The 23,198-nt window shown below is 43.7% G+C and carries 14 protein-coding genes; 5 read left to right on the top strand and 9 right to left on the bottom strand.

Annotated features, from left to right (window positions below):
- Positions 1–1,666 precede the first annotated feature (1,666 nt).
- Positions 1,667–2,473: a Uma2 family endonuclease gene (locus F6K53_RS22705; protein WP_293069864.1), complete on the top strand. Its 807-nt coding sequence runs from the start codon at positions 1,667–1,669 to the stop codon at positions 2,471–2,473.
- Here F6K53_RS22705 and F6K53_RS22710 read toward each other — a convergent pair.
- Both F6K53_RS22710 and F6K53_RS22715 read right to left on the bottom strand, forming a co-directional pair.
- A complete protein-coding gene (locus F6K53_RS22710) occupies positions 2,444–2,617 on the bottom strand; it encodes a hypothetical protein (RefSeq protein WP_293069866.1) in 174 nt (57 codons plus the stop codon). The genes F6K53_RS22705 and F6K53_RS22710 overlap by 30 nt on opposite strands.
- A gap of 107 nt (positions 2,618–2,724) precedes the next feature.
- Positions 2,725–4,047 carry a class I SAM-dependent methyltransferase gene (locus F6K53_RS22715; protein WP_293069868.1) on the bottom strand — a complete coding sequence of 441 codons (1,323 nt, stop codon included), beginning with the start codon at positions 4,045–4,047 and terminating at the stop codon, positions 2,725–2,727.
- Between the two features lie 269 nt (positions 4,048–4,316).
- On the opposite strand from F6K53_RS22715, the gene F6K53_RS22720 reads away from it, so the two are divergent.
- Positions 4,317–4,880, top strand: a complete 564-nt coding sequence (locus F6K53_RS22720) for a PEP-CTERM sorting domain-containing protein (RefSeq protein WP_293017692.1) — start codon at positions 4,317–4,319, stop codon at positions 4,878–4,880.
- Between the two features lie 86 nt (positions 4,881–4,966).
- Positions 4,967–5,125 (top strand): hypothetical protein, encoded by a 159-nt coding sequence (locus tag F6K53_RS22725; protein ID WP_293017694.1) that lies wholly within the window; start codon positions 4,967–4,969, stop codon positions 5,123–5,125.
- A gap of 2 nt (positions 5,126–5,127) precedes the next feature.
- Here the strand turns inward: F6K53_RS22725 and F6K53_RS22730 are convergent, their stop codons facing one another.
- The 3 genes from F6K53_RS22730 to F6K53_RS22740 form a co-directional block, all read right to left on the bottom strand.
- Positions 5,128–10,500 carry a CHAT domain-containing protein gene (locus F6K53_RS22730; RefSeq protein ID WP_293082292.1) on the bottom strand — a complete coding sequence of 1,791 codons (5,373 nt, stop codon included), beginning with the start codon at positions 10,498–10,500 and terminating at the stop codon, positions 5,128–5,130.
- A 662-nt stretch (positions 10,501–11,162) separates the two neighbouring features.
- Positions 11,163–14,540: an efflux RND transporter permease subunit gene (locus tag F6K53_RS22735; protein WP_293069872.1), complete on the bottom strand. Its 3,378-nt coding sequence runs from the start codon at positions 14,538–14,540 to the stop codon at positions 11,163–11,165.
- A 47-nt stretch (positions 14,541–14,587) separates the two neighbouring features.
- Positions 14,588–16,276, bottom strand: coding sequence for an efflux RND transporter periplasmic adaptor subunit (locus tag F6K53_RS22740; RefSeq protein ID WP_293069874.1), 1,689 nt, complete (start codon positions 16,274–16,276; stop codon positions 14,588–14,590).
- 310 nt (positions 16,277–16,586) lie between these two features.
- Between F6K53_RS22740 and F6K53_RS22745 the strand changes: the two genes are divergently transcribed.
- The gene (locus F6K53_RS22745; RefSeq protein ID WP_293019177.1) at positions 16,587–18,056 is read left to right on the top strand and encodes a transposase; all 1,470 of its coding nucleotides are present in this window, start codon (positions 16,587–16,589) and stop codon (positions 18,054–18,056) included.
- A 402-nt stretch (positions 18,057–18,458) separates the two neighbouring features.
- On the opposite strand, the gene uvrC is transcribed toward F6K53_RS22745, so the two are convergent.
- Both uvrC and F6K53_RS22755 read right to left on the bottom strand, forming a co-directional pair.
- Complete coding sequence (gene uvrC, locus F6K53_RS22750) at positions 18,459–20,393, bottom strand: excinuclease ABC subunit UvrC (protein WP_293019176.1); 1,935 nt, start codon at positions 20,391–20,393, stop codon at positions 18,459–18,461.
- A 365-nt stretch (positions 20,394–20,758) separates the two neighbouring features.
- Positions 20,759–21,136, bottom strand: coding sequence for a response regulator (locus tag F6K53_RS22755; RefSeq protein WP_293082294.1), 378 nt, complete (start codon positions 21,134–21,136; stop codon positions 20,759–20,761).
- 155 nt (positions 21,137–21,291) lie between these two features.
- Here F6K53_RS22755 and F6K53_RS22760 point away from each other — a divergent pair, with 155 nt between their 5' ends.
- Complete coding sequence (locus F6K53_RS22760) at positions 21,292–22,074, top strand: ABC transporter permease (RefSeq protein WP_293019172.1); 783 nt, start codon at positions 21,292–21,294, stop codon at positions 22,072–22,074.
- Here F6K53_RS22760 and F6K53_RS22765 read toward each other — a convergent pair.
- Both F6K53_RS22765 and F6K53_RS22770 read right to left on the bottom strand, forming a co-directional pair.
- The gene (locus F6K53_RS22765; RefSeq protein ID WP_293069879.1) at positions 22,071–22,463 is read right to left on the bottom strand and encodes a hypothetical protein; all 393 of its coding nucleotides are present in this window, start codon (positions 22,461–22,463) and stop codon (positions 22,071–22,073) included. The two genes, F6K53_RS22760 and F6K53_RS22765, sit on opposite strands and share 4 nt — an antisense overlap.
- Positions 22,464–22,716: 253 nt before the next feature.
- Complete coding sequence (locus F6K53_RS22770) at positions 22,717–22,875, bottom strand: hypothetical protein (protein ID WP_293019168.1); 159 nt, start codon at positions 22,873–22,875, stop codon at positions 22,717–22,719.
- Positions 22,876–23,198 lie beyond the last annotated feature (323 nt).

The raw sequence follows: 23,198 nt of genomic DNA on the forward strand, positions 1-23,198 counted from the left end.
TCTGGAGGTGTGGGATGCTGATTTATTGTAAGTATTCAGCGGTCAGTGGTCAGTGGTCAGTGGTCAGCTTATTTTATTCAAAAGTCAAGTAATGTGGCACAGGCTTCCAGCCTGTGATCACCCATAAGCTGAAAGCTGTTCGCGTAGCGTGCGCGTAGCGCTAATCGCTGACCGCTGATAGCTGAATGCTTATGAATTGTTTTCTTCTAGACTTAACTTACCCACTTGTTTCAATTTTCATATCATCTAGGGGAAAAAATTTTTTGAGGTGTGGGGAGTCGGGAGTCGGGAGTCGGGAATCGGGAGTCGGGAGAGTAGATGTAGATATAGATGTAGGGTGGGCAGTGGATCAGCAAGATCAGATCAGCAACCGATAGCTAAAGTAAGCACTGCCCACCACTGCTGCCCACGAAAAGATGAATGGGATTGACCTTGGCCAAAAGGCCACGCTTTGGCCTACGGCCTCCGCTGCGCGAACGCGAACGCATATCTGACATCAAACGGTAATGGTGGGCAAAATTTCGATGATCTAGATTTCTCCAGAGCACCAAAGTGTTTTTGCCCACCCTACAAGCTAGATTAATCCGATTGACCGATACTTTTTAGCTACCAAAGTCTACCAATATAAACTTTAGCCCGCCAATGCAAGCTGATTCGAACGCCAGGGGGTATCTCCCAAAGCACAAAGAAATATTCCTCGTGCGCCATTAAATTTCTAGAACCAGATCCAATGTCACTACAAAACCCTTGGTTTTCGGGAAATTTTAATTAAGACAAGGTCGTGGCACTAATATTATAGTTAAAGTATAGCAAATTACTTGAGGCTTTGGCAACCTTTGTGATACTTTTGCCTACTGTCCACTAACCTTTGGTTACGCTTCACGATCGCAAATCTCAAATAAACCAGGTTGATGAAAGATAGCGCTATAATTAAGCCGTCAACCTGCTAACCTTCAGTTGTGGGGATCCCCCTCCCGTCCCCCTTAATAAGGGGGAAGCTAGAGATGATAAAGAGGAGCGATGGTTCCCGATACTTTTTAGCTACCAAAATCTACAAAACGAAGAGCTTGGCTCACGCTTTGCAAGCTGCCAAAGCAGCCAGGGGGTATCTCCCAAGGCTAAACCCAGACAAAGCCCGGCTTAGCGCATAAATGAAACTCCACTCTGGACAATTAACGTAACTACCAAAACCTTGGTTATCGGCTTTAATTTAAGTTACAAAGTATCTTTAATGGAATTAAATCTATGCTTAAAGTCTAACTCATCTTTGTAGATATTGCAATGTTTTTGTATAAAATAACCAACAGCAGCTAGCCCCCTTGTTAAGGCAGGGCTGTTTCAAACTTTAGTAAGTTAACGATTATTGGAGATAGGGGGATAGGGGGATAGGGGGATAGGGAAATAAACTAAAATTTACCTAAAAATGCCCAAATTTAGTCATTAAAATCTTACGAATTAACCGCCTTCAATCAACTCAAATCACTAACAATTTGTTAACGGCCTTGGTGTAAGGGAACGATAAATTTGCCCAAAATCCCGAGTATTAGTCCAAAATTCTCCCCATCTCCCCATCTCCCCATCTCCCCATCTATTTTTTGCGAGAATGAAACAGCCCTGCCCTTGTTAAGGGGGGTTAGGGGGGATCCTCTCTCAACACCTTCGAGCTATGGTTCAGTCCAACACCACCATTGACGAACAACTGCGCCCTTTTCCAGACCATACCCAATTGCCAGAATCTGATGGAACTTTTGTCAACAACTTTCAGAAACATCCCCAAAGCATTCTTCTGACTGACTCCATAGAGCCAGTCTTGCAAGAGCTTCACCCAGACAATCGCTATGCCATCGGTCAAGATTGTGGGATTTACTGGCGGGAGACTAACCCCCCCGAAAAAGGTGCAGAAGCCCCGGATTGGTTTTATGTGCCTGACGTGCCGCCCCGACTGGATGGCCAGATTAGACGCTCTTATGTACTGTGGCGGGAATATATAACACCTTTGATTGCCCTAGAGTTTGCATCGGGTACAGGGGCGGAAGAACGGGATCAAACACCGTTGCAAGCAGTAGATGGCAAGGTTCAAAAACCAGGTAAATTCTGGGTATACGAGAAAATTATTCGCATTCCCTATTACGGTATATTTATGATCAATACCGGGGAGTTGGAAGTGTACCACTGGGAAGATGGCACCTACGAGCGCCTGAGTCCTAACGAGCGCAACCACTATCCCATTAATAGAATGAATGTAGAACTAGGGGTGTGGCGAGGCACGTATCTCGGTCTAGCGGAACAACCTTGGTTGCGATGGTGGGATCGAGAGGGAAATCTACTATTGACTGGCCAGGAGCGAGCAGCGTATGCGGAGGCTCAAGTCCAGCAGGAGCAACAAAAGCGGCAACAGTTGGTAGCACAATTAAAGGCTCTTAGTCCGGAACAACTTCAGGCATTAGGAATCGATGCGGGACTTTTGGAGTAGGGAGTAGGGAGTAGGGAGTAGGGAGTAGGGAGTAGGGAGTAGGGAGTAGGGAGTAGGGAGTAGGGAGTAGGGAGTAGGGAATCGGGAATCGGGAATCGGGAATCGGGAATCGGGAATCGGGAATCGGGAATCGGGAACCTTCAACCTTCAACCTACCAACCTTCAACCTTCAACAAACTAACCTTCAACCTCCTAACCTTCAACCTTCAACCTACCAACCTTCAACCTACAAACCTTCAACCTTCAACCTCCTAACCTTCAACCAATACGTATCCATAATTCTCCAATCCCATCAATGCCTCTTTCACCGTATCAAACGCCTTCTGATCAGATATGGACTCCAGTGTTACCGGATCCACTGGGCGCAATCTCTGCCATCGTTCTACTAAAGATGGCATCGACTGAGGGGAATCGAATAGGGGTAATAGACAAGAGGCAACGGCACTGTCTACCAGAGATTGAACTCCACTCACTGGCAGATACCTACTGATTTCAAAAGGCTGTAATTCAGTAATAGCTTTGAGCATGTCTTGTTTAACGTCTAGTATATTCAGCTGAGGATGGAGATGTACTTTAGCCTTCTGCCAATCGGACATTGTCCACTCGGAAATTGGGGTAAAGGATTGGCCTTGGTCCGGGTGTCCACACCAGAAATCCAGGAGCCGATGAACAGGATGTAATAGCTCAAACAAATGCAGTCGGTCTTCCACAGAAATATCTGGCAAGCTCATCGCTAAAAACACTGGCAAATTATCTGGTTCTTTGAATAGACTCATTAAATCCCATTGTCGCCAATGAACCATACTGATAAATTCTAGATTAGCCTCTCTTAAGCCAGCGAATAAATCAGGAATAGTGTAGCCTTTATCCCCTTGGAAAAGATAGTTCATTAAAACTCTCTCTTTTCCGTCTTCTCCCTCATATTTATGATTCCAGGTTTGAGCTTTTAGATCAACATTATTTTTTAACGCTTTCATCGTATCTAAAGCAATTTCAATTTCCATATCTTCAGGATTGTCATCAAATAATCCCATCAGATGGAAGACTTCTTGGGCTCGAAAATACAAATGACGCTGATGCTTACTGTGTAGATTGCTGCGAATAATTCCCTCAGGCTTCAAAACCGCTTTCATGGCTTTCAGGGCAACGGCTGGATCAGGAAATAAATACAGTAGCTCGTCGCAATTAATATAATCAAATTCCCAACCATTGCTAGGTAAGTCATAAATAGAAAGCTGATGAAATTCTGCCTCTTCAAATCCATAATGGCTTAAGCGTTTACGGGCTAAATCCAGAGACTGATCCGAGATATCAATCCCAATAATTTTGGCTCCGGGATTAGCTTCTGCTAAGGTTAATGTGCCGTATCCCGTGCCACAGCCAGCATCTAATATAACTTTCTGGTCTGGATTAATGACTTGGTGATTTCTTAAATAATAGGGAGTAATTAAATTATGGAAATAAAGTAAGCTTAGCTGCTTTTTTGGGGAGCGGTCGATGGGAATTCTGGGATAGGGGCCAAAATCAAATTGTTGGCGAATTTTTTCTTGTAATTCAGCGGCGTTTGTATCCATAAGTAGGGAGTAGGGAGTAGAGAGTAGGGAATCGGGAGTCGGGAGTCGGGAGTCGGGGCGAGATTAATGGGATTGACCTTGGCCAAAAGGCCACGCTACGCGAATGGTCACGCGGGGTGCGTTCGCTTCTGAGCTGAATTCCTACAAGCTCAATTATTAAAAGCCTTCACAATCTTGAAGATAAGCTTCATGATAAGTTTATCAAAAATTTATAAAAAATGTCCAGATTGTTTGGTAGTATGACATAGGAAAATTAATCAGGGATTTAGATGGCTGAATTATCATCATCATTAGCTGTCACCAAAGGGATGGCTCAAAAATTAGCTATGACTACAGCATCAGCAGCATTGATGACTGTGGCAATGTCTAGTGCAGCCCAGGCAATTACACTAGTTAAAAATGTAGTTGTTAAGCCCCCCGTTGGTGAGGAACCTACTGCCCAACTTTGTCTTCCTTTTTGTGAAACTGGGGATTCCATTACCACAGATGTTGGGCGTAGAGTAGTAATTGAAAATAACATCGACAAGACCTTAACCAGTATACTCTACACAATTCCTGCCGAAGAAGATGCAGCCTGGAGTAAGGAAAGTATTTCTGATATTTTCAGCGAACTCATCTTCTCTAAGGATATGAAAAAACTGTTGCTAACCTCAGGAAGTGTTGCTCCTGGTGAGGCAGTTCTTGCTTTTCGAGAAGCTGATCAAAATGTGACCTTTGACATTACCGTGTTTTATGACGGAGCCTCGGCTACCGTTCCTGAACCAACAACTGTATTAGGTCTATTAGCTGTAGGTGCCTTAACTGCTACGTCAGCTGTGAAGAAGAAGCTTTAGGTCTGATTTGGGGGAGTGTGGGGAGATGGGGAGATGGGGAGATAGGGAGATGGGGAGATAGGGAGATAGGGAGATAGGGAGGATAAATGCGATTGACCTTGGCCAAAAGGCCACGCTACGCGAATGGTCACGCGGGGCGCGATCGCTTCTTCAACTATTCTCCACTCCCTACTCCCGATTCCCGATTCCCGATTCCCTACTCCCTACTCCCTACTCCCTACTCCCTACTCCCTACTCCCTTCTAAAACTACCAAGGATTCCCCACAATAGTAAACCATGCCCAATAGTAAGGATGGGATAGTTTCTTATTACTGTTATCCTTAAGCATCTCGACTTGAGCTAGTCTTAAGGCTTCTGCTTTTCTAGGAACTATATTTAAATGGTCATAAAATGACTTCAGGAGTTTAAACGTTCCATTTTGAGGCACGGCTAACAAACTAGCTAAAACCGATTGCACTTTGGCTTGATAGGCAAATCCAGCAAATCCTAATTCATACTGTTCATTGCCAAGGGCGGTATCACAAGCACTTAAAACCAATAAATTTACCGGTGGTTGCTCTAATCCCAGGGTCTCAAATTTTCCTAATCCTAACCGTTTTTTTCCGAACTGAATGTAGGAATCACTAGCATTAGACCGAAATTTACCATGGGTTCCTAAATGAAGGATATTAAAAGATTTATGATTAATTTCATCCTGAAGATTAGCCACGGTAAAGTTGTCGTTTTCTAGGGCTTTAGCTGACCAAGTATCCACAAGATGCTGGATTAGTTTGGGCACATAGGGTAAGTCTCGATGCTGGTCAAATTTTGCTGTACCCATCGCCAGCACTGGCGCATTTCTGACATCGGTATAGTGGGTATCGGTCAAGCTCAAACTAGGGACTAAACCAACACTGTATTTTTCCACAATAAAGCTTTTGCCATCATGGAGTGCTGCTAAGGGGAGAGACTGCAAGCTTTTATCCATCACAAACACCAAGTTATTGATGTTTTGTTCATCTAATGTCTTCTGGAGGGGTTTAATCAGTAATTGATAGAGTTGTTGAGATTTAGCTAAGTCTTCTGGTCGAAACACCCCTGCTCTGGGAGATGCTACACTATCCCGGAATGATTCAGCTAAGGCTAACACTTGCTCCCGGCTGGTATTAGCAATCCGTTTGTAGATCATGTTGCCTTGGCTAGTTACCAATACCAGTTCCAACGGAGCATTAGGCTTTGGCTCTACAATTACATTGGGATTGATGTTGAGGAATTCGGTTTTCAAGACAACGTCTCGTCCTGGTAAATTTCCATAATTCCGAAAAAAGACATAGATCAGTGCCGGTCTAGCATCGGTAACTTGTTCAATTTCCTTGAGTTCTGTTTGAATGTCTTTTGCTGTTTTAATTTCAGGAACAGATGACTCCCCTTGACCGGTGGCTTCGGTGGCTTGACTGGTGGCTTGACCGGTGACTTGACTGGTAAAATAATCCTCTAGTTGATAGACTAGCATTTCTTTGGACAATGCTTCAGTTTCTTCTATCATCACTGTTGGGAGTATTTCCTGTGGTAACTCAGGTAAATCTGGCTCACTATTGGTTACTTCAGTATTACTAGTATTATTACTAGTATTAGGAGATGACTGAGTAATTAGCTGAGTAATCAGTTGAATCTGACTGGGAAAATTCCCCTGAGTATAGGACTCCAGAAACCGTTGCGTTGGCAAAATAGCATTGTCGATGCCAGTGGTAATGGCTCCAGCAGTACCATTGAGGGTAGCATCCCCTACGGTAAAGGGTATGGAACTAGCTCCGCCATTATGTCGGATGATGACCGACCCTCCTGCCACTCCGCCGCTAGTGGAAATACTAGCTGTGGTCTGATTGCGATCGCTAAAAGTATCGGTAGCTCGGAAAAATCGACCAGCGGTAATATCAACATTACCACCACTACCGTTTTCTCCCCCTTGAGCATTAATCGCCCTGACTTCCACATCCCCAATCGGGTCGATTAGCACATTTCCGCCATCCCCAAAACTACCGCTAGTATTAATTACGCCAGTCTTGATGGTAGTAAAGGCATTGATAACCAGATCACCCCCACTAATACCAAAAGTGTTTAGGTTGTCGGTGAATACCTCTCCATTGCTAGCGGTAAGCTTAATATCGGAGCCATTGGTGATAATGTTCCCAACTGCAATGCTTTGATTGGCCTCTAGAGTAATGGAAGCATTGTCTATGCCTTGAATTGTGCCATTGCCAATGATGGCACCTGACCCGGCTGGGGCTTGAATGGTTACTGGGTCTTGGAAAGTGACCCCAGTTTCAGCAATGGTGATGTTAGCGCTACTGTTAGGATTACCGATAGTGATAGCAGTAAAGCCATCTTGCAGGAGGTTGATTTCTTGGGAAGTTAGTGCTAAGGTTGATGAATTGCCGGTATCACTGCCACCAATTGCGATCGCTTGATCAGCGCTGAATGGTTCTAACGTAATGGTGGCATTCCCTTGGACTGTACCGTTAAGGTTAATTTCATCAGCAGTTAGGGTAATATCTCCTAGGGGAATAGTGCTGCCCACTGCCTGATTCAACTCAATGGTGCCAGTGCCAGCATTAACACTCAGGTCTTGATTACCGTCAACAGTGCCATCAAAAGTGATGTTACCGCTAGTGCTGCTGATGATAGCGCTAATATTAGCACTAGTATTACCAAGATTAAGGGGTTTGAGGAAACTAATGTTACCACTGCCAGATGTCACACTGCTATTGAGATTGATTTGATTAGTGTTGAATTCCCCAATTGAGATATTGCCTGAGCCCTGAGCACGGATGGGTTGATCAATAGTGATAGCACCAGGTATATCTTGTCCGAGACTAATGTTGCCATTATTAGCAGCGCTAATCCCATTCACACCAGCCACGGTAGTAATCACAGCATTGGGGTGTTGGAGGTTAAGGATAATATCGCCACTGTTGCGGGTAATAGCAGCAATATTTTTGACTTGAACATCTATACCATTAGCATCGGCGTAGCTAAATCCATTTTCAGCATCGAATAAAACTGCCCCTTGTTCCCCATCAATGGTTACTTCAGTCCCCAGATTATCAAAGATGGTACCAGCAGAGATAAATTGAGCTGTCTGATTATTAGCGAGTTGGACAGCAGGATTGGTGTCAGTGCTGAGAAAGTGAATATCCCCGCCTCTGACAATAACATTGAGATTGGCCTGACTCAGGTCAAAGTTGCGGATTCTTACATCACCGGTAAATTCAGGATTGCCAATGGTTAAGGTACCGGAAGTGCCTAGAGCGAGATTATTGAGCAAATTCGCTGTGGTGATTTGGAAGGTGCCACCAGCATCTTTCCCTATGCCCAAAGTAGTATTAGGGTCTTTTGGTTGGATAGTGATGCTTTCAGCCATCAACTGGGAAATCACTTCAATCCCGCCAGCGGTAATCAAAACATCTTTAATTTTACTGACTTGTAAGGGTTGGTCGGGATTGCCGAGACTGACTTGACCATCGGTATCAATAACTAGAGTGCTGGGGCTGTTGATGGGATTTTTGATAGTAATGTTACCGTTAGTAGCTGTGATTGCGATCGCTCCCCCATTGCCCGATGCGGAATCAGCATTGATACCGCTACCCCCACTATTGATGAAGGTATCACCACCTCTGGTAATTAAAGTAACATTACCAGCACTCTCCCCACCCAATGAATCGATGCTAGGAATTTGAATAGTAGGTTGATTTGTAGGTAATTTACTATTGCCATCAGCAATCAGGGTAATATCCCCTCCGCTACCAGTATTATTGCTGGAAGTATCCAAGCGATTATTCTTAGTGACTTCGATAGTGCTGCGAGAGTCAATCAGGATTTGTGGGGAATTAGGATTATCATTACTATTACTTAAACCACCGGTCTTAATGGTGTCAACTTGAATTGCACCAGTGGTTAATGCAGTATTAGGCAGATACTGATTGGTTAACCTGACCAATCCATCCCGAGCTACGGTAATATCGCTAACTTTGATATCTGCACTGGTGAAATTACTGATAACAGTATTACTAAAATCAGGAACAAGATTACCTGAGGTGTTTCCTGGAATTCCTCCTAGTTGTGTCCAATCAATCCCAGCTCTAATATCTAAGGTGGGCTGATTAGCACCATCAATCACCAAATTGCTTTGGTCAGAGACAGTGACATTAGCGAGATTAGCCAGAAAAGGATCGGAGTTGGTGGGACTAATCTTAGGATTAGGGTCATCACTAGGATTAATCGCAATCTCGCCTAAGGTAACACTACCCCCTGCTAAAATATGTAAGGAAGCGCCTTGGTAGTTGCCTAGACTGACATCACCATTTGCTAGAATGATGGAATCATCAGGACTAATCCAATTCCCTGGACTACCATCTAATTGCTCGATCCGAAAACTAGCCCCTGTTTGATAGCGAGTACTTCCTTGTATGGGATTAGCGGAACGCAGTACCATGTTTCCACCAGAGAAGAAACCGCTAGCCTGATTATTGAAGGTTGAAATCTCGATGGCTTGATTCCCCTGGATGGATAAATTGCCGAGGGCTTCAGCAATAAAGGGGCGCGCTAGAGTATCATGCGATCGCACTGTATTGCCAGCCAACAGATTCAAATCCCCAGTAGTAAATAGCTGGCTTTCGACTAAAGTCAGATTATTAGCAGCTGAGAGTGTAGCAGTCTTAGCGTTTACCTCCCGAGCCACCACATCACCCCTTTCTATTGGTAAACCAGAATCCGCAAGCTCTACTTTCCCATCTGGCTTCACCACAATCGGTGTCTGTAACCCTTCAACTCCCGCGGTCAACAAGGTTGGTAAATCCTGAGGTGTAAATGGTAGCTGCTCCCCATCAGCATCCGTTGGTAATTCAATTTCTATACTTAATAGGTGTCCTGGTTGGCTAATCCTAACTAAATTAGCACCATCTACAGCAGCCAGAGTAACCGTTCCGTTGGGAGCACTTACGTTTCCAGTAGTAATCACACTACCGCCGATTACGGTTAAATTATTCCCCTCTAGTACTTCCAGCTTACCAGCATTAATAATACTCCCTGGTTGATTCGAGTCAAAGGCCAAAGTCTTCGGATTACCGATTAAAGTTTGATAGTCATTTGACCCAAAGCTAGTGAACCAATTGTCTTCACCAAACCCAATCCGATTCGCTGTTGTTACGGTCAAATCACCTGGGACATTCAACCGAGCATTAGCACCAAACACCCATCCCGCTGGATTCATTAAAAATAAATTTGAGTTACCTCCAACTACCCGAATTAACCCGTCAACAATTGACGCTTCACCTCCAATCACCCGACCCACAATATTACGAATTTGGGGATTAGACAGAAACGTAACTGTCTGTTCTGCATTCAGACCAAGTTTTTCAAAACTATGGAATAAATTTGATCCATCTCCGGAAAATGTACCGCCGTCAACCGTCAAATCATTGCCATCAATTGTAATACTAGTGCCCGTTCCATCTGCGGCTGGTATAATAGAATCAGCCTTAGCAACATGGACAGGATATAGTATTGCTATACCTAAATAAATTTCTCCAACTAGAGAAAAAATTTTCCACAACCAGTTACTATGCCACCCAACAGCTTTCACGATTATATGCTCCCACTCAACCAATAACCTACACCAATCACCTCAAGTAATCATAACTTAGTTAATCCCTACTTAATCGCTATTTAATTGCTAATTAATACCACCACCTTAGGACAGTTAACTTGATAAATTTGAATTTATCAAGCAAGATAGTCACAGGTCATAATTATTAGTCAGTTACTAAATTTAGCGAAGTGCCGAAATTGTCATATTACTTACTTGTAATATTAATTGGTTAAAACAATCCGCCTCCCTTGTTTACTTCCTTTATTGGCGTGCTTGGCATTTTCGCGATTGATCAAACACCCCCCTTGCTCAAATCTTACCATCATCAGACTGGTGCGAATACTATCCAACCTATCACTACACCAACCAAACTCGTAATCAGGGAAGGGATATAACTTATGGGTAACTTATGGGTAACTTATGGGTTGATCAGGGGAAGGATTGATTGGTTTTGGTTAATACAATCAATAGGTAATTGACATCTGCATTATATTAATAAAATACCAACAATCAACTTTGTATAGTTAATTGTTATTCACCCTAGGCATAAGGATTCAGCCGTCAGCTATCAGCCAAGGGCTGATAGCTGACGGCTGTTCGCGTAGCGTGCGCGTAGCGCTAATCGCTGTTCGCTTACCTAGACATTTGTCGAGAGACTAGAATTTACCATTACTAGCAGCAACAGAAGTACCATTGCTCAAATACTGCTCAGGCTCTACCTCAACCTCTACTAGGTCTTGGGAATCTTGAGTGTTACTTCCAAATAGGGTCTTTCTTGTCCAACGAACTAAGTTATCGACATAGGTAAATAACACCGGCACCACCACCAAGGTTAGCAGAGTAGAAGTGGTAAATCCTCCAATCACGGCAATAGCCATCGGACTACGAACTTCACCGGCTGCTCCCCATTCCAAGGCAATGGGAATCATGCCAGCAACGGTGGAGACGGAGGTCATCAAAATCGGTCGCAAGCGACTGACTCCAGCTTGAATCACTGCTTTAAACTGGGGCATCCCTTCTTGCTGATGGGCTAAGGCAAAGTCTACCAAAAGAATGGCATTTTTGGTCACCAATCCCATTAGTAATACTATTCCGATCAGGGCAAACAGTCCCAATTCCTTCTGGCCTATCAACAGTCCCATTAAGGCTCCACCGATGGATAGGGGTAAAGCCACCAAAATCCCAAAGGGATAAAGAAAACTGTTGTACAACAGCACCAGAATGGCATAAATCGACAGCACTGCTAGCCCTAAGGCGCTGAAAAATCGACTGAATATGTCTCGCATAATCTTGGCATCCCCAGCGGGTTCCTCGGAAACTCCAGGGGGTAGGGGATTCATGGCAGGTAGGGATTTAACTTTTGCGATCGCATCTCCTAGAGAAATCCCTTGCAAGTTGCCTCCCAAAGACACCTGACGAGAACGATTAAAGCGGTCAATCTGGGCAGGTCCACTCCCTAAACGGATATCAGCTACGGCAGCAATCGGTACTAAAGTACCATTTTGACTGGGAACCCGCAGATTTTTAAGGGTTTCGATGTCATCCCTGGATGCTGGGTCAAGTTGAACACGAATCGGAATTTGTCGGTCAGGTAAGTCAAATTTAGCCAGATTTGACTCAAGATCTCCAATTAGGGCTAAAGAGGCAGTGCGTGCGATCGCTTGAACAGACACTCCTAAATCTGCAGCACGGGCAGGGTTAGGTACAATCACAATTTCTGGTTTAACTAGACTTTCACTAGAGGTAACTTCCACTAAACCAGGAATTTGACGCATCTGTTTTTCTAGAGCTTGGGCGGTTTGGGACAGCAGTTCACCATTTTCACTCTTGAGGATAATTGATAAATCCTGGTTAGAGCCTCGAGCCCCTTGACTACGGAATCTAACCCTCGCGCCAGGTATTTTCTGGAAATCCTCACGCATCTCCTGGCCAAATTCTCTTTGAGAGAGTTCCCGTTGGTCTTTGGGTAAGAGTTTGGCGTATACAATAGCAGAATTTACACCATCATCTCCAGCACTGGCCAGAACATTTTCCACAGCTGGGTTTGACTGCAACAACCGATTTGTTTCTTGAATGACCTCTATGGTTTCATTCAGCTCAGACCCCGGTGGCAGCTCAATGGATATCGTACTGACTCCAGTATCCCCATTACTAAACAAACCCTTGGGAATAAACTGTACAAGCTGCAAGCTACCGATGAAAAAAGCTACAGCTATCAACATCGTGGTAATCCGGTGCTTCAACGCCCAGGTTAATAGACCTCGATAAGGTTGTATGCGCCGGCTCTTATCGGTTGCAGGTTGTTCGGTTGCAGGTTGTTCGGTTGCAGGTTGTTCGGTTGCAGGTTGTTCGGTTGCAGGTTGAAGGTTATTGGGTTGAAGGTTATTGGGTTGAAGGTTATTGGGTTGAAGGTTATTGGGTTGAAGGTTATTGGGTTGAAGGTTATTGGGTTGAAGGTTATTGGGTTGAAGGTTATTGGGTTGAAGGTTATTGGGTTGATGGTTATTTTGCCAACTTTCAACCTTCAACTTGTCAACCTTCAATGCTTTTGATTTTGGCTTGAGCAAATAAGCGCTCAGCATCGGTGTCATTGTTGTAGCTACTAGGGTGGAAAACATAGTAGATACAGCAACGGTTACTCCAAAGGGTTGGAAGAATTGACCAGGGATACCCCCCATAAAGGCTACAGGAATAAATACCGCGACAATAGTTGCTGTGGTCGCTACTACAGCTAAACCAATTTCCCGCGCCCCATCCCAAGCTGCTTTCAAGGGTTTCTTACCCATATCCAAGTGCTGGTCGATATTTTCAATCATGCAAATGGCATCATCGACCAAGTTCCCTACTGCTAGGGCTAAACCCAGTAGGGTCATACCGTTGAGGGTATAGTTTAGGGATTTCATCACCAAAAAGGTGGGAATAATTGATAAAGGTAGAGCTACTGCTGTAATTAGAGTTACCCGCCAATTTCTTAGAAATATCCCCACGGTGAGTATGGTAAGTAGTGAACCGATAACCAGGGAATCGATGGTTGCTTGGTAGGACTCACGGATTGAATCAGCACGGGTGAAGATCAAGCGCAGTTCGATATCCTCTGGGAGGGTAGTTTTTAGTTGTTCAACAGCTTTGCTAACCCCTTCTTCCACCGAGACTAAACTGCTACCACTGCTCCGCAGTACAGAAAAGGCTACCACTGACTCCCCATTGAGATAGGCAGCTTTCCTAAGATCACCAAAGCCGTCTGTAACCTTTCCCAAACTGGAAAGGGTAACATTTGCGCCATCCGGGAGGACAATACGGTAGTTTTTCAACTCTTCCACGGTCTTGGCACTTCCGAGAGTCCGGACATTCTGTTCAGCGCCGCCGATGTTACCGCGACCACCGGGTAAGTTAATATTAAAAGTCCGAATTTGGTCATTAACTTGGGTAGCAGTGATACCAAAGGCTTGTAATCTAGCCGGGTCAAGGTCAACTCGAATTTCCCGGTCAACTCCTCCGAGTCGATCAATTTGGGCAACTCCCGGTACATTCACCAGATCACGGCTAATTTTCCGGTCAACTAGGTCACTCAACTCCTCCAGCGAGCGTTTGTCAGAAGCTACCGCATAGGTCATGACTGAACCCCCGGCAAATTCTAACCGCCTGACAATAGGTTCGTTGATATCTAGGGGCAAACTTTGGCGAATTTGAGCTACCGCATTGCGTACATCATTAGTGGCCTGATTGCTATCAGTTCCCAGGACAAAATTAATAATAGTGCTGGAGCTGCCATCAGTAACGGTGGAGGAGATTTGGTCAATATCTCCAAGGCTAGCAACAGCATCTTCAATTTTTTTGGTTACCTGGAATTCCAGTTCTGCCGGTCCTGCCCCTGGCTGGGTGACAGTAACCATCACCGCTGGAAGATCAATATTGGGAAGCTGATCAATTCCCAACTGGTTAAAGGAGAATAGACCAACTATTCCTAAAACCAGGAACATGACCAGAGTAGCAACCGGATTTTTAATTGACCAAGAGGAGACGTGGAAGGACATCTTATAAATAGTTGAAGGTTATTGGCTTGAAGGCGATGGGAGGGCTTCTATTGAGTTTCTAAGACTTGGACGCGATCGCCGTCTTTGAGGAAAGCAGCACCTTTGACTACAATGCGATCGCTTGGGGCTAAACCACTCTTGATTTCTACTTGCCCATCAGGGAGGAGTTCTCCCATTACCACTGGCTTTGCTTTAACAGTGTTATCTGCTTCGAGTCGGTAAACGATTGCACTAGTGTCAGGTTGGGGCAAGACTGCTTTCGATGGTATAGTTAGACCGGTAGTGGATGAGGTGGTGATAGAGCCTTGTAAAAACATTCCTGGTCGCAAGCTACCGGAATTGGGTAAATCTACTTTGACCACAGCCTGACGAGACTGCTGATCAACTATCGGGTCAATTTCTCGTACTGTTCCAGAAAGCTTCAGGCTGCTATCTCCTCTAGAGGATATTTCTACTGGTTGTCCAATCCGAATTTGGGACAGTTGGGTTTCGGGTACCCTTAATAACAATTCCAAACGCCCCTTTTCGATAATGGTAAAGAGTGTTTCTGACGAAGAGGTAATATCACCGACACGGGCATTTCTAGTGGCTACTTTGCCACTGACTGGTGCCACCACTTGGGTATCCTTTAGTTGCGCCATCACTAACTGGACTTGTGCCTTCTCTCTAGCCAGTTGAGCTTGAGCTTGAGCAATTACTTCTGGACGGGAACCAGCCAATCTTTGCTGGAGCTGCTGTTGAGCTTCTACGACAGCGGCTTCTAACTGGGCAATTTCTGGGCTGTTGGTGTTTCGTGCTTGCTCAAGGCGTTGTTGGGCTTCAGATAAATTCGCTTGAGCACTGAAATATTGACTTTCCACCTCATTATAGCGGTCTTGGGAGATGGCTCCCTCGGCAATCAATTTTTTCTGGCTCTCGAAGCGACGTTTAGCTAGACTCAACTGGGCTTCAGCAGATGCCACTTGGGCTTTTGCTTGGTCAATCTGTCTAGGAATACTAGCTTCGGCCTGCCTTAGACGAGCTCTAGCTTGGTCTAGACGAGCTCTAGCTTGGGATTTTTCTTCTGAGCGTGACCCCGCCTTCAGTTCTGCTAAACGGGCTTCAGCTTGGGCAACTGCTGCCTGAGCTTGAGCTAACTGTGCCTGAAGCACAGCATTATCTAGCCTTACCATTACTTGTCCGGCCTTGACAAATTCCCCTTCTCTAACCAGTACCTGTTTAATCTGTAAACCCGTTGCTTGGGACTTGACCCTAATCTCCTCAAAAGCAGCAACACTACCAATAACTTCTAGGGTACGGTTAACTGTGGTGGTTTTTACGTCTGCCACCGTAACAGTTTGAGCAGGTACAGCAGAGGGGACAGCCCCAGGGGTTTCAGCAGAGGGGACAGCCCCAGGGGTTTGAACAGTTTCAGCAGGGGAATCGGTTTTTTGAACCTTTGGAGCTGTCCCGATCAATCGCATTCCTAGCAAGGTCAGCATAATGCCTATACCCATGGCCATCACTAAAGTACCTGCTCCTAATGTCAAGGAGTTTTGGGATTGACTAGTCCCGGATCTGGGTAATGATGAGGCTGAATCCTCCTGTTGGTGATTAGCTTGGTGATTAGGTTGCTGATCTGGCTGACTGATAGTGCCAGAGCCATTCCGCTGAGATCTCTGTTGGTGATTAGGCTCAGTGATAGTGCCAGAGCCATTCCGCTGAGATCTGTGTTCATCTAAAGTGTTTCGGGTCATGGTTATTCCCCTGTTACTGGTAGTGTTGGGTAGTTTTGTTGCAGAAGGATAATTTTTGTGGCTTCATTCTTAATATAACTTAAAAATTGTTAACTAAAAAAGTATTAGGACCTGAGCTGATACTGTCTATCCATGTTTGATTTTTAATAAAATAAGATGTATAATAGATAATCAGATAATTTAGTCACCGATTCAGCCCAGCAATTAAACCCCTAAAAATAGGTATAAATCGGTATTTAATATCATAAAATGGACATTGACATTTTGCTAGCGCTAGAGTATCCTTAAAGTAATTGACTCAGATTTGACGATGCCCAAAAAAGTAGGAGTGACCAAGAAAATATCAACCCAGATTGTTCCTGTAGTGGGGATGACTGAGTCGGTTGAACTTGAGTTGTTGTCCACGATGAAGAAATTGGGCATCGTCAGGTCTGAATCCTACAATAAGCTAGGCAGTATCAGTCATTGGGGACTTGATTGGAAAAAAGCTTACCCAGAAGTTAGGAGTTTTAGGACTCCTGAATCCTTAGGACTACCTTCTAAATTAATGGAATGGGCTGTCAGCGATGTAGCTAAGGCCATTACAGCGAGCCAAGCGGCCTGTACTGAGGCGGTAGTCAAAAAGATTTACAAAAGGTTTCCCGGGAAAGAAAACCAAAAGACCAGAAAAGAACTTTGTAAACAGCTTAAGACCTTAGCCTTCCTGGACAGTCCACTCCTTCACCGACTGATCAGAAAAGAGTTTCAGCGGGGACATTCTTGGGTCAAAAATCAGATAATTTATCAACAGGGAGGATATAAATGCAAAAGGCTCTCCCGCAATACCTATCAATTGGAGTTAGCTGGTTTAAAAAGAGGAAAAAGGAACAAAATAGTTGTTAGATCTAATCGGAAAATAAAAGGCCAGATTAGACTGATATACAATCAAATTCTGAAAAAAATTGAGATTTATTTCCTAGTAGACTATGGGACTGTAGAGATTCCTCCCGACCGCCGAGCCATTGGGGTAGACAAGGGATATACTGAAGCTTTCTATGACTCAGACGGTCAGGCTCACGGAAAAGAACTAGGAAAAGTAACCACTAAAAAATCTGATCGTATATGTGCAAAGAACCGGAACAGGGGCAAGCTTTGGGCGCTCCATAGAAAACTAGAAAAATTAGACCCAGCTAAGTCGGCTCGAATATTCAAAAATAACCTAACCAGAAAAACAGAAAATCGCCGTTACAGAAAAAATCAATCAGAACTAACGGCAATTATAGGAGCGGCTTCAAAGTCTCTTTTCAAGGGAGAAGCACTAAAAGTCTTTGCAGAAGATTTAACACAACCAATCCGAAATAAACGCCAGTCAAAAGCCATGTCTCGCAAGCTTAATAGCTGGATGAAGGGTCAAATGCGGGACTCCTTAGAAAAATGGGCTAATTGGACTGGGTCGGTTGTAACAGAAGTTCAGCCTAGTTACACGTCGCAAGTTGACTCCGTGACTGGAACCCTATTGGGCAAAAGAAACGGGGACAATTTCACCAGGTTTAATGGGGTCGTGTTACAGTCTGACCACAATGCTGCCAAAAATATCCTTAACAGAGGTACGGATAAGGAAATAACCCGGTACATGAACAAGACCGAGGTGCAGGCAGTATTGTTGCGCCGTACCGCGCGTTTCTTGGAAGGAATGGGGCTGAGTCTGCTAGATGCAGTTGAGCTTGGTTGGCTTGACTCCAAACATGAGCTTTGCTCAGGCTTTCAAGCAACTCCTGGTCGGGATGCCAGGAACGTCTAAATAGATGAATGGCAGGCTTAACTCCAATTGCTGTATGACCATTCCTCACTTAGACCACAATAAAATGCACCTTGACCGTTTTGTACGGGTTTATCCCGATTAATGACGGTTTAAGAGTATCCCCACATAAAGAAAGTCCACAGAAAACGGTGCTCCCTTGGAGCCGCTACGGGAACGCAAAATCTGCAAGTCCCTTGATTCAAACTAATTACAGAGTCAACCTACTTAGAGATTGATACCGCAAGGTTTATATCTTCGGGCTAATTGACAGATTAGACTAGATTGTTTCAGTTTTTGTTTGAGTTGTTGCCTCAGTTTTTGTCTAACATTTTCCTCTGTTTGCTGACCTCTCAAAGTCTAGCAGTGGTGATAAAATAGACTTTCTCAAGAGGTCTGGTCTATTTATGGGTGGAAGTAGTGATAAATTTCCTGAGATAAACGCAAACCAATGCCTGGTACTTCTGCAAGCTGTTTAACCGATGCGTTGCGAATATAATCAATGGAGTTAAAGTGAGCCAATAGCTGTTTTTGCCGCTGAAATCCTAATCCAGGAATCTCATCTAAACGGGAACGATGTAACTGACTACTTCTTTGTTTCCGATGAAAATTAACCGCAAAGCGATGAGCCTCATCTCTAACCCTGCGCAAAAGTTGCACCCCTGGTTGCTCGGGATCAGTGGCTAGGGGCAATGGCTCTCCTGGTAAAAATAGTTCTTCGTACTGTTTTGCTAAGCTTACCACAGGCACTTCTTCTTGTAAATTTAGCTCTTGCAATACTGCTACAACTGCTGACAGCTGTCCTTTTCCGCCATCAATCATTACCAAATCAGGCCAATCTTTTCTGAGTGTTGATTGTTGATTGTTAATTGTTGAGTGTTGATTGTTGATTGTTGAGCTAATACTATCTGCTAGTTCTGGTTCGAGTTGACTTTTTTTGAAGCGACGGCGAATCACCTCAGCAAGGCTAGCAAAATCATCGGAATGACCGACAGTGATATTAGGATTTTTGATCTTGTAGTGACGGTAGTGCTGCTTGGCTGGTGTGCCATCTAGAAATACTACCTGAGAAGCCACTGCATTGCTGCCCTGGATGTGGGAAATGTCATACCCTTCTATGCGCCGTGGTAAATCCGGTAAGTCAAGAATGTTAGCTAAATCCTCCATGGCTTTGGTGTTGCGGTCAACCAATCGCTGGGTGCGTTCCAGTTCATAGTTAGCATTGCGCTTGACCATTTCAATCAGTTCAGCTTTGGTTTGCCGTTGGGGGGTGAGTATAGTCACATTTCGACCTTTGCGCACGCTCAAATAGTCAGCCAACATCTCCCCATCGGGTAACGGGTGTTGCACCAAAATTTCTGTAGGGATTTCTACAGCATCAGCAGTTTGGTAATGCTCTTCTAAAACCCGTTGTAAAATGGCTCCGAGTTCTATTGGCCCATTCCCTTGAGGGGCTACATCGGCAAAAAATCCCAAGCGCCCGACTAAGTGACCAGCACGGATCTGAAATAGTTGGATGCAAGCATGTTTGGGATCAGCCGCTAGTGCGATCGCATCTCGTGATACAGTATCGTCAGGTAAGGCTACTTTTTGGTCTGTACTCAGGGACTTAAGTCCAGTAATCTGATCCCTAATCCGCGCTGCTAGCTCAAAGTTAAGGGATTCTGCTGCTTGTTCCATATTGGCCGTCAGCATCTCAATTAGTTCCCCAGTACGCCCTTGAAAAACCATCGCGATTTTCTGGATGGTTTGACGGTACTCTTCCGGTGTGATTAGTTTTTGACACACACCAGGACAACGACCTAAATCATAGTTAAGGCAAGGACGGTCTTTAAACAGAGGTTTAGGGCGTTGCCGGATGGGGAAAAGCTGTTTGACCAGAGCTAAAGTATTGCGCAATAACTTGACATCGACATAGGGACCATAGTATTTATCCTGTTTATTCCCCATGCGCCGCTTACGGGTAATGAAGATACGGGGATAATCCTCTGACCAAGTAATGACAACATAGGGATACTTCTTATCATCCTTGAGCAGTACGTTGTAGTAAGGTTGGTGCTGCTTAATCAGATTCGCTTCCAGCGCTAGGGCTTCCGCTTCCGTATCGGTTACGATGAATTCAATATCAGTAACCTGTGCCACCATCATTGCAATGCGAGGACTCAAGGGTTGGGAGTCACGGAAATAGGAACGGACTCGCGTACGCAATTTTCGGGATTTGCCGATGTAAATAATACTAGCGCTATGGTCACGCATTAAATAAATCCCTGGTTCTAGGGGAATTTCTTTTAATCGACTTTCCAAGGGTTCTGAATCTTGGATTAATGGCTTAGAACTCATCAGATACATTTAACCCAGTATTTCCGCCCCATAGCGGTCAGCCGTGTATGGCACGCCAATTGTTAATTGATGAGGAGGTATCTCTCTTTGCTTTGACGGAAAATCCTAAAAGCGCTTTTACTTAACAACCAAGGCATTTACTACAGAACAACTTAACCGTTGTTTGATACTTCAATGCATCAAAGCTAAATTATTGTTTCTGGAGTCTTGATCACAGACTCCCAATCAATAGCTTGAATGGCTGTTAGGGCAATTATACCAGATACTTCCAAGACTTTCCGGAAACTTTCTACAGAATTATTGATTAGAACGTGCTAGTCAATGGTCTGTGGTCAACTGTTTGTTGTTACTTGCCATGATTACCACTATGTTTGCTTGTGTTCCGCTAGCCGATTTGAGATCACATCCAAAAATTTATCCACATTAAATGGCTTCAGAATATAGTCATGAATGCCTAGTTCTCTGATCTTCTGAATATTGCTGCGATCTGCACTAGCTGTAAGAAACATAAAAGGAATTTTGGCTGTGGCTGGATCTTGTCGTAGTGCCTCCAATACCCCATATCCATCTAGTTCAGGCATCATTACATCACACAGAATCAAATCTGGCGGTTCTTTTTGAACCAACTGTACACCTTCAACACCATTTTCAGCACCCAAAGCGTCAAACCCTTCAATTTCAAGGAGTTCGATCAGATTTTCTCGAATAAAAATCTCGTCCTCAATTACCAAGATTTTATTCATTATTATCCTGTTGAACCTAACTGTTAAAACTTATATCTTATCAGAACCTTATAATAAAATCCAATTATACGGCATAGTTGGTACATTAGCCCCATGGGATACTATTGGGTGTAGCCCAAGTTTGATCGACAGCCCAACCAAATGAAAAGATATACATGAAACGATATGTTAGTGTACTCCAGTTGTTCTGGAGTACGGCCCTCACTGCTGAACTGGAATATCGGCTAAATTTTGCGATCGCTACCTTGAGCAGCCTAGGAAACCTGGCTGGTAGCCTATTTGGTCTATTCTTGTTTTACCGCACTGGCTACACCTTTTCTGGCTGGAATTGGGAAGAAGCGCTGGTCATACTAGGCATATTCACATTACTGCAGGGATTTTCTGGCACATTCCTGATTCCCAATCTCAACCGGATTGTGGATCACGTCGAGCAAGGAACCCTCGATTTTATCCTACTCAAGCCCATTAGTTCTCAGTTCTGGCTGTCTTGGCGAAGTGTCAGCCCTTGGGGGTTACCAGACTTAATCTTCTCAATTATAGTAATAGCCTACGCTGGTACACGCCTAGACTTAGATATCAGCAACTATCTGTTAAGTGTAGTGCCATTGTGTTTTGGGTTGACTAGCCTCTACAGCATCTGGTTTATGCTAGGAGCAACGAGCATTTGGTTTGTCAAAATCTACAATGTCACCGCTGTTCTGCGCAGTATGCTAGAAGCTGGTCGGTATCCCATTGTAGCTTATCCGGCTAGCTATCGGTTCTTCTTTACCTTTGTAGTGCCAGTGGCGTTCCTGACTACAGTCCCAGCAGAAGTGATGTTGAATCGCAGTGATACCTTTTGGGTAGTAGGTTCCGGTATTCTAGCCCTAGGATTGCTGTTTGCTTCTGGGATCTTTTGGCAGTTTGCCCTGCGTTTTTATACCAGTGCTTCTAGTTAGCTTGATTCTTGCGAATCAAGCTCAAAATATAGAATAATTTTCGTTTTAAATTGCTCTATGTGCTCTACAATTTTATTCTTCCTAACAATCTCTTCTATATCACTGGTAAAATCATCCTTTGCGTTGATTAGATAGGCTGTATCCACAAATCCGATAATGAAAGATAGAATACCCTGTCCAGGTTTAAATGAGTAACTGATGATTTCAGAATTCATTGTTATTTCATTTTGAAAGTTTTTTAAAGATTGATTAGGATTATTAATATAATTAATTTTATAATAAATACGATAATAAATACGACCTCTATAAGTTCTTTGCAAGCCTATTATTTTTTCCCTTTTTATCCATTTTACGTCTTTGAGTAATATATGTAATTCATTCAGATCCACTGAGCTTTTTATAAACCCAACCTTTGATTCATCTATCCCAACTTTATTGTAATCAGTATTTTTTAGTTTTTCCCCTTTAAAAAAATCTTTGCTAAGATAATTAAGGCCAGAACTATTTATCGTTATTTCTTTGGTTGGAATAACAGAAAATAAAATTGCTTATAGCAGCATAACTATCACTATAAAGCTAATTAATGATCTTGCTTTCAAATTTATATTTAATTTATTAAATAAATACAAAATCACTAATTAATTAATAAAGAAACAATTCGATAATAGCCTTATATTGCTTAACTGCTATTTTATCGATCACAAAATAGTGAGTTACTAAAGCTAAAATAACAGTAGTTAAAAGACCACCTACAATCCCTAAAAAAATATTTTCTATATATCCTTGAAAACGTTGATACATAGCTAGTTAATAATATATAGCGTTTCTCGCAGTTATGAGGTACAGTCTTCTTTGACGTTGATTCCCTGTGTTGATGCAGGGCATCGCTATTCCCTATTCCCTATTCCCTATTCTCTCTTCCCTGTTCCCTGTTCCCTGTTCCCTGTTCCCTAAAATCCAGAAATTTTGTACCTCATAGCTATGATAATTGCTATAGTCCTCTTCTGTCACTTTCCGAGTATAATGAATAGAGAAAGAAAAAAATCAAACTGTACAAGGTAGACACAGCAATGGATGTAGAGCTACAAGTTCTCAAACATTTACCAAGAGACCCCCAGCTGACA

The sequence above is a fragment of the Moorena sp. SIO4A1 genome (genome assembly GCF_010672065.1).
In the GTDB taxonomy this organism is placed as follows: Bacteria; Cyanobacteriota; Cyanobacteriia; order Cyanobacteriales; family Coleofasciculaceae; genus Moorena.

Coding starts and splice junctions, on each gene's coding strand:
- F6K53_RS22725 (WP_293017694.1), top strand. CDS start 4,967: ATGCGATTGACCTTGGCCAAAAGGCCACGCTACGCGAATGGTCACGCG.
- F6K53_RS22755 (WP_293082294.1), bottom strand. CDS start 21,136: ATGAATAAAATCTTGGTAATTGAGGACGAGATTTTTATTCGAGAAAAT.
- F6K53_RS22760 (WP_293019172.1), top strand. CDS start 21,292: ATGAAACGATATGTTAGTGTACTCCAGTTGTTCTGGAGTACGGCCCTC.
- F6K53_RS22740 (WP_293069874.1), bottom strand. CDS start 16,276: ATGACCCGAAACACTTTAGATGAACACAGATCTCAGCGGAATGGCTCT.
- F6K53_RS22745 (WP_293019177.1), top strand. CDS start 16,587: ATGCCCAAAAAAGTAGGAGTGACCAAGAAAATATCAACCCAGATTGTT.
- F6K53_RS22770 (WP_293019168.1), bottom strand. CDS start 22,875: ATGTATCAACGTTTTCAAGGATATATAGAAAATATTTTTTTAGGGATT.
- uvrC (WP_293019176.1), bottom strand. CDS start 20,393: ATGAGTTCTAAGCCATTAATCCAAGATTCAGAACCCTTGGAAAGTCGA.
- F6K53_RS22715 (WP_293069868.1), bottom strand. CDS start 4,047: ATGGATACAAACGCCGCTGAATTACAAGAAAAAATTCGCCAACAATTT.
- F6K53_RS22720 (WP_293017692.1), top strand. CDS start 4,317: ATGGCTGAATTATCATCATCATTAGCTGTCACCAAAGGGATGGCTCAA.
- F6K53_RS22735 (WP_293069872.1), bottom strand. CDS start 14,540: ATGTCCTTCCACGTCTCCTCTTGGTCAATTAAAAATCCGGTTGCTACT.
- F6K53_RS22705 (WP_293069864.1), top strand. CDS start 1,667: ATGGTTCAGTCCAACACCACCATTGACGAACAACTGCGCCCTTTTCCA.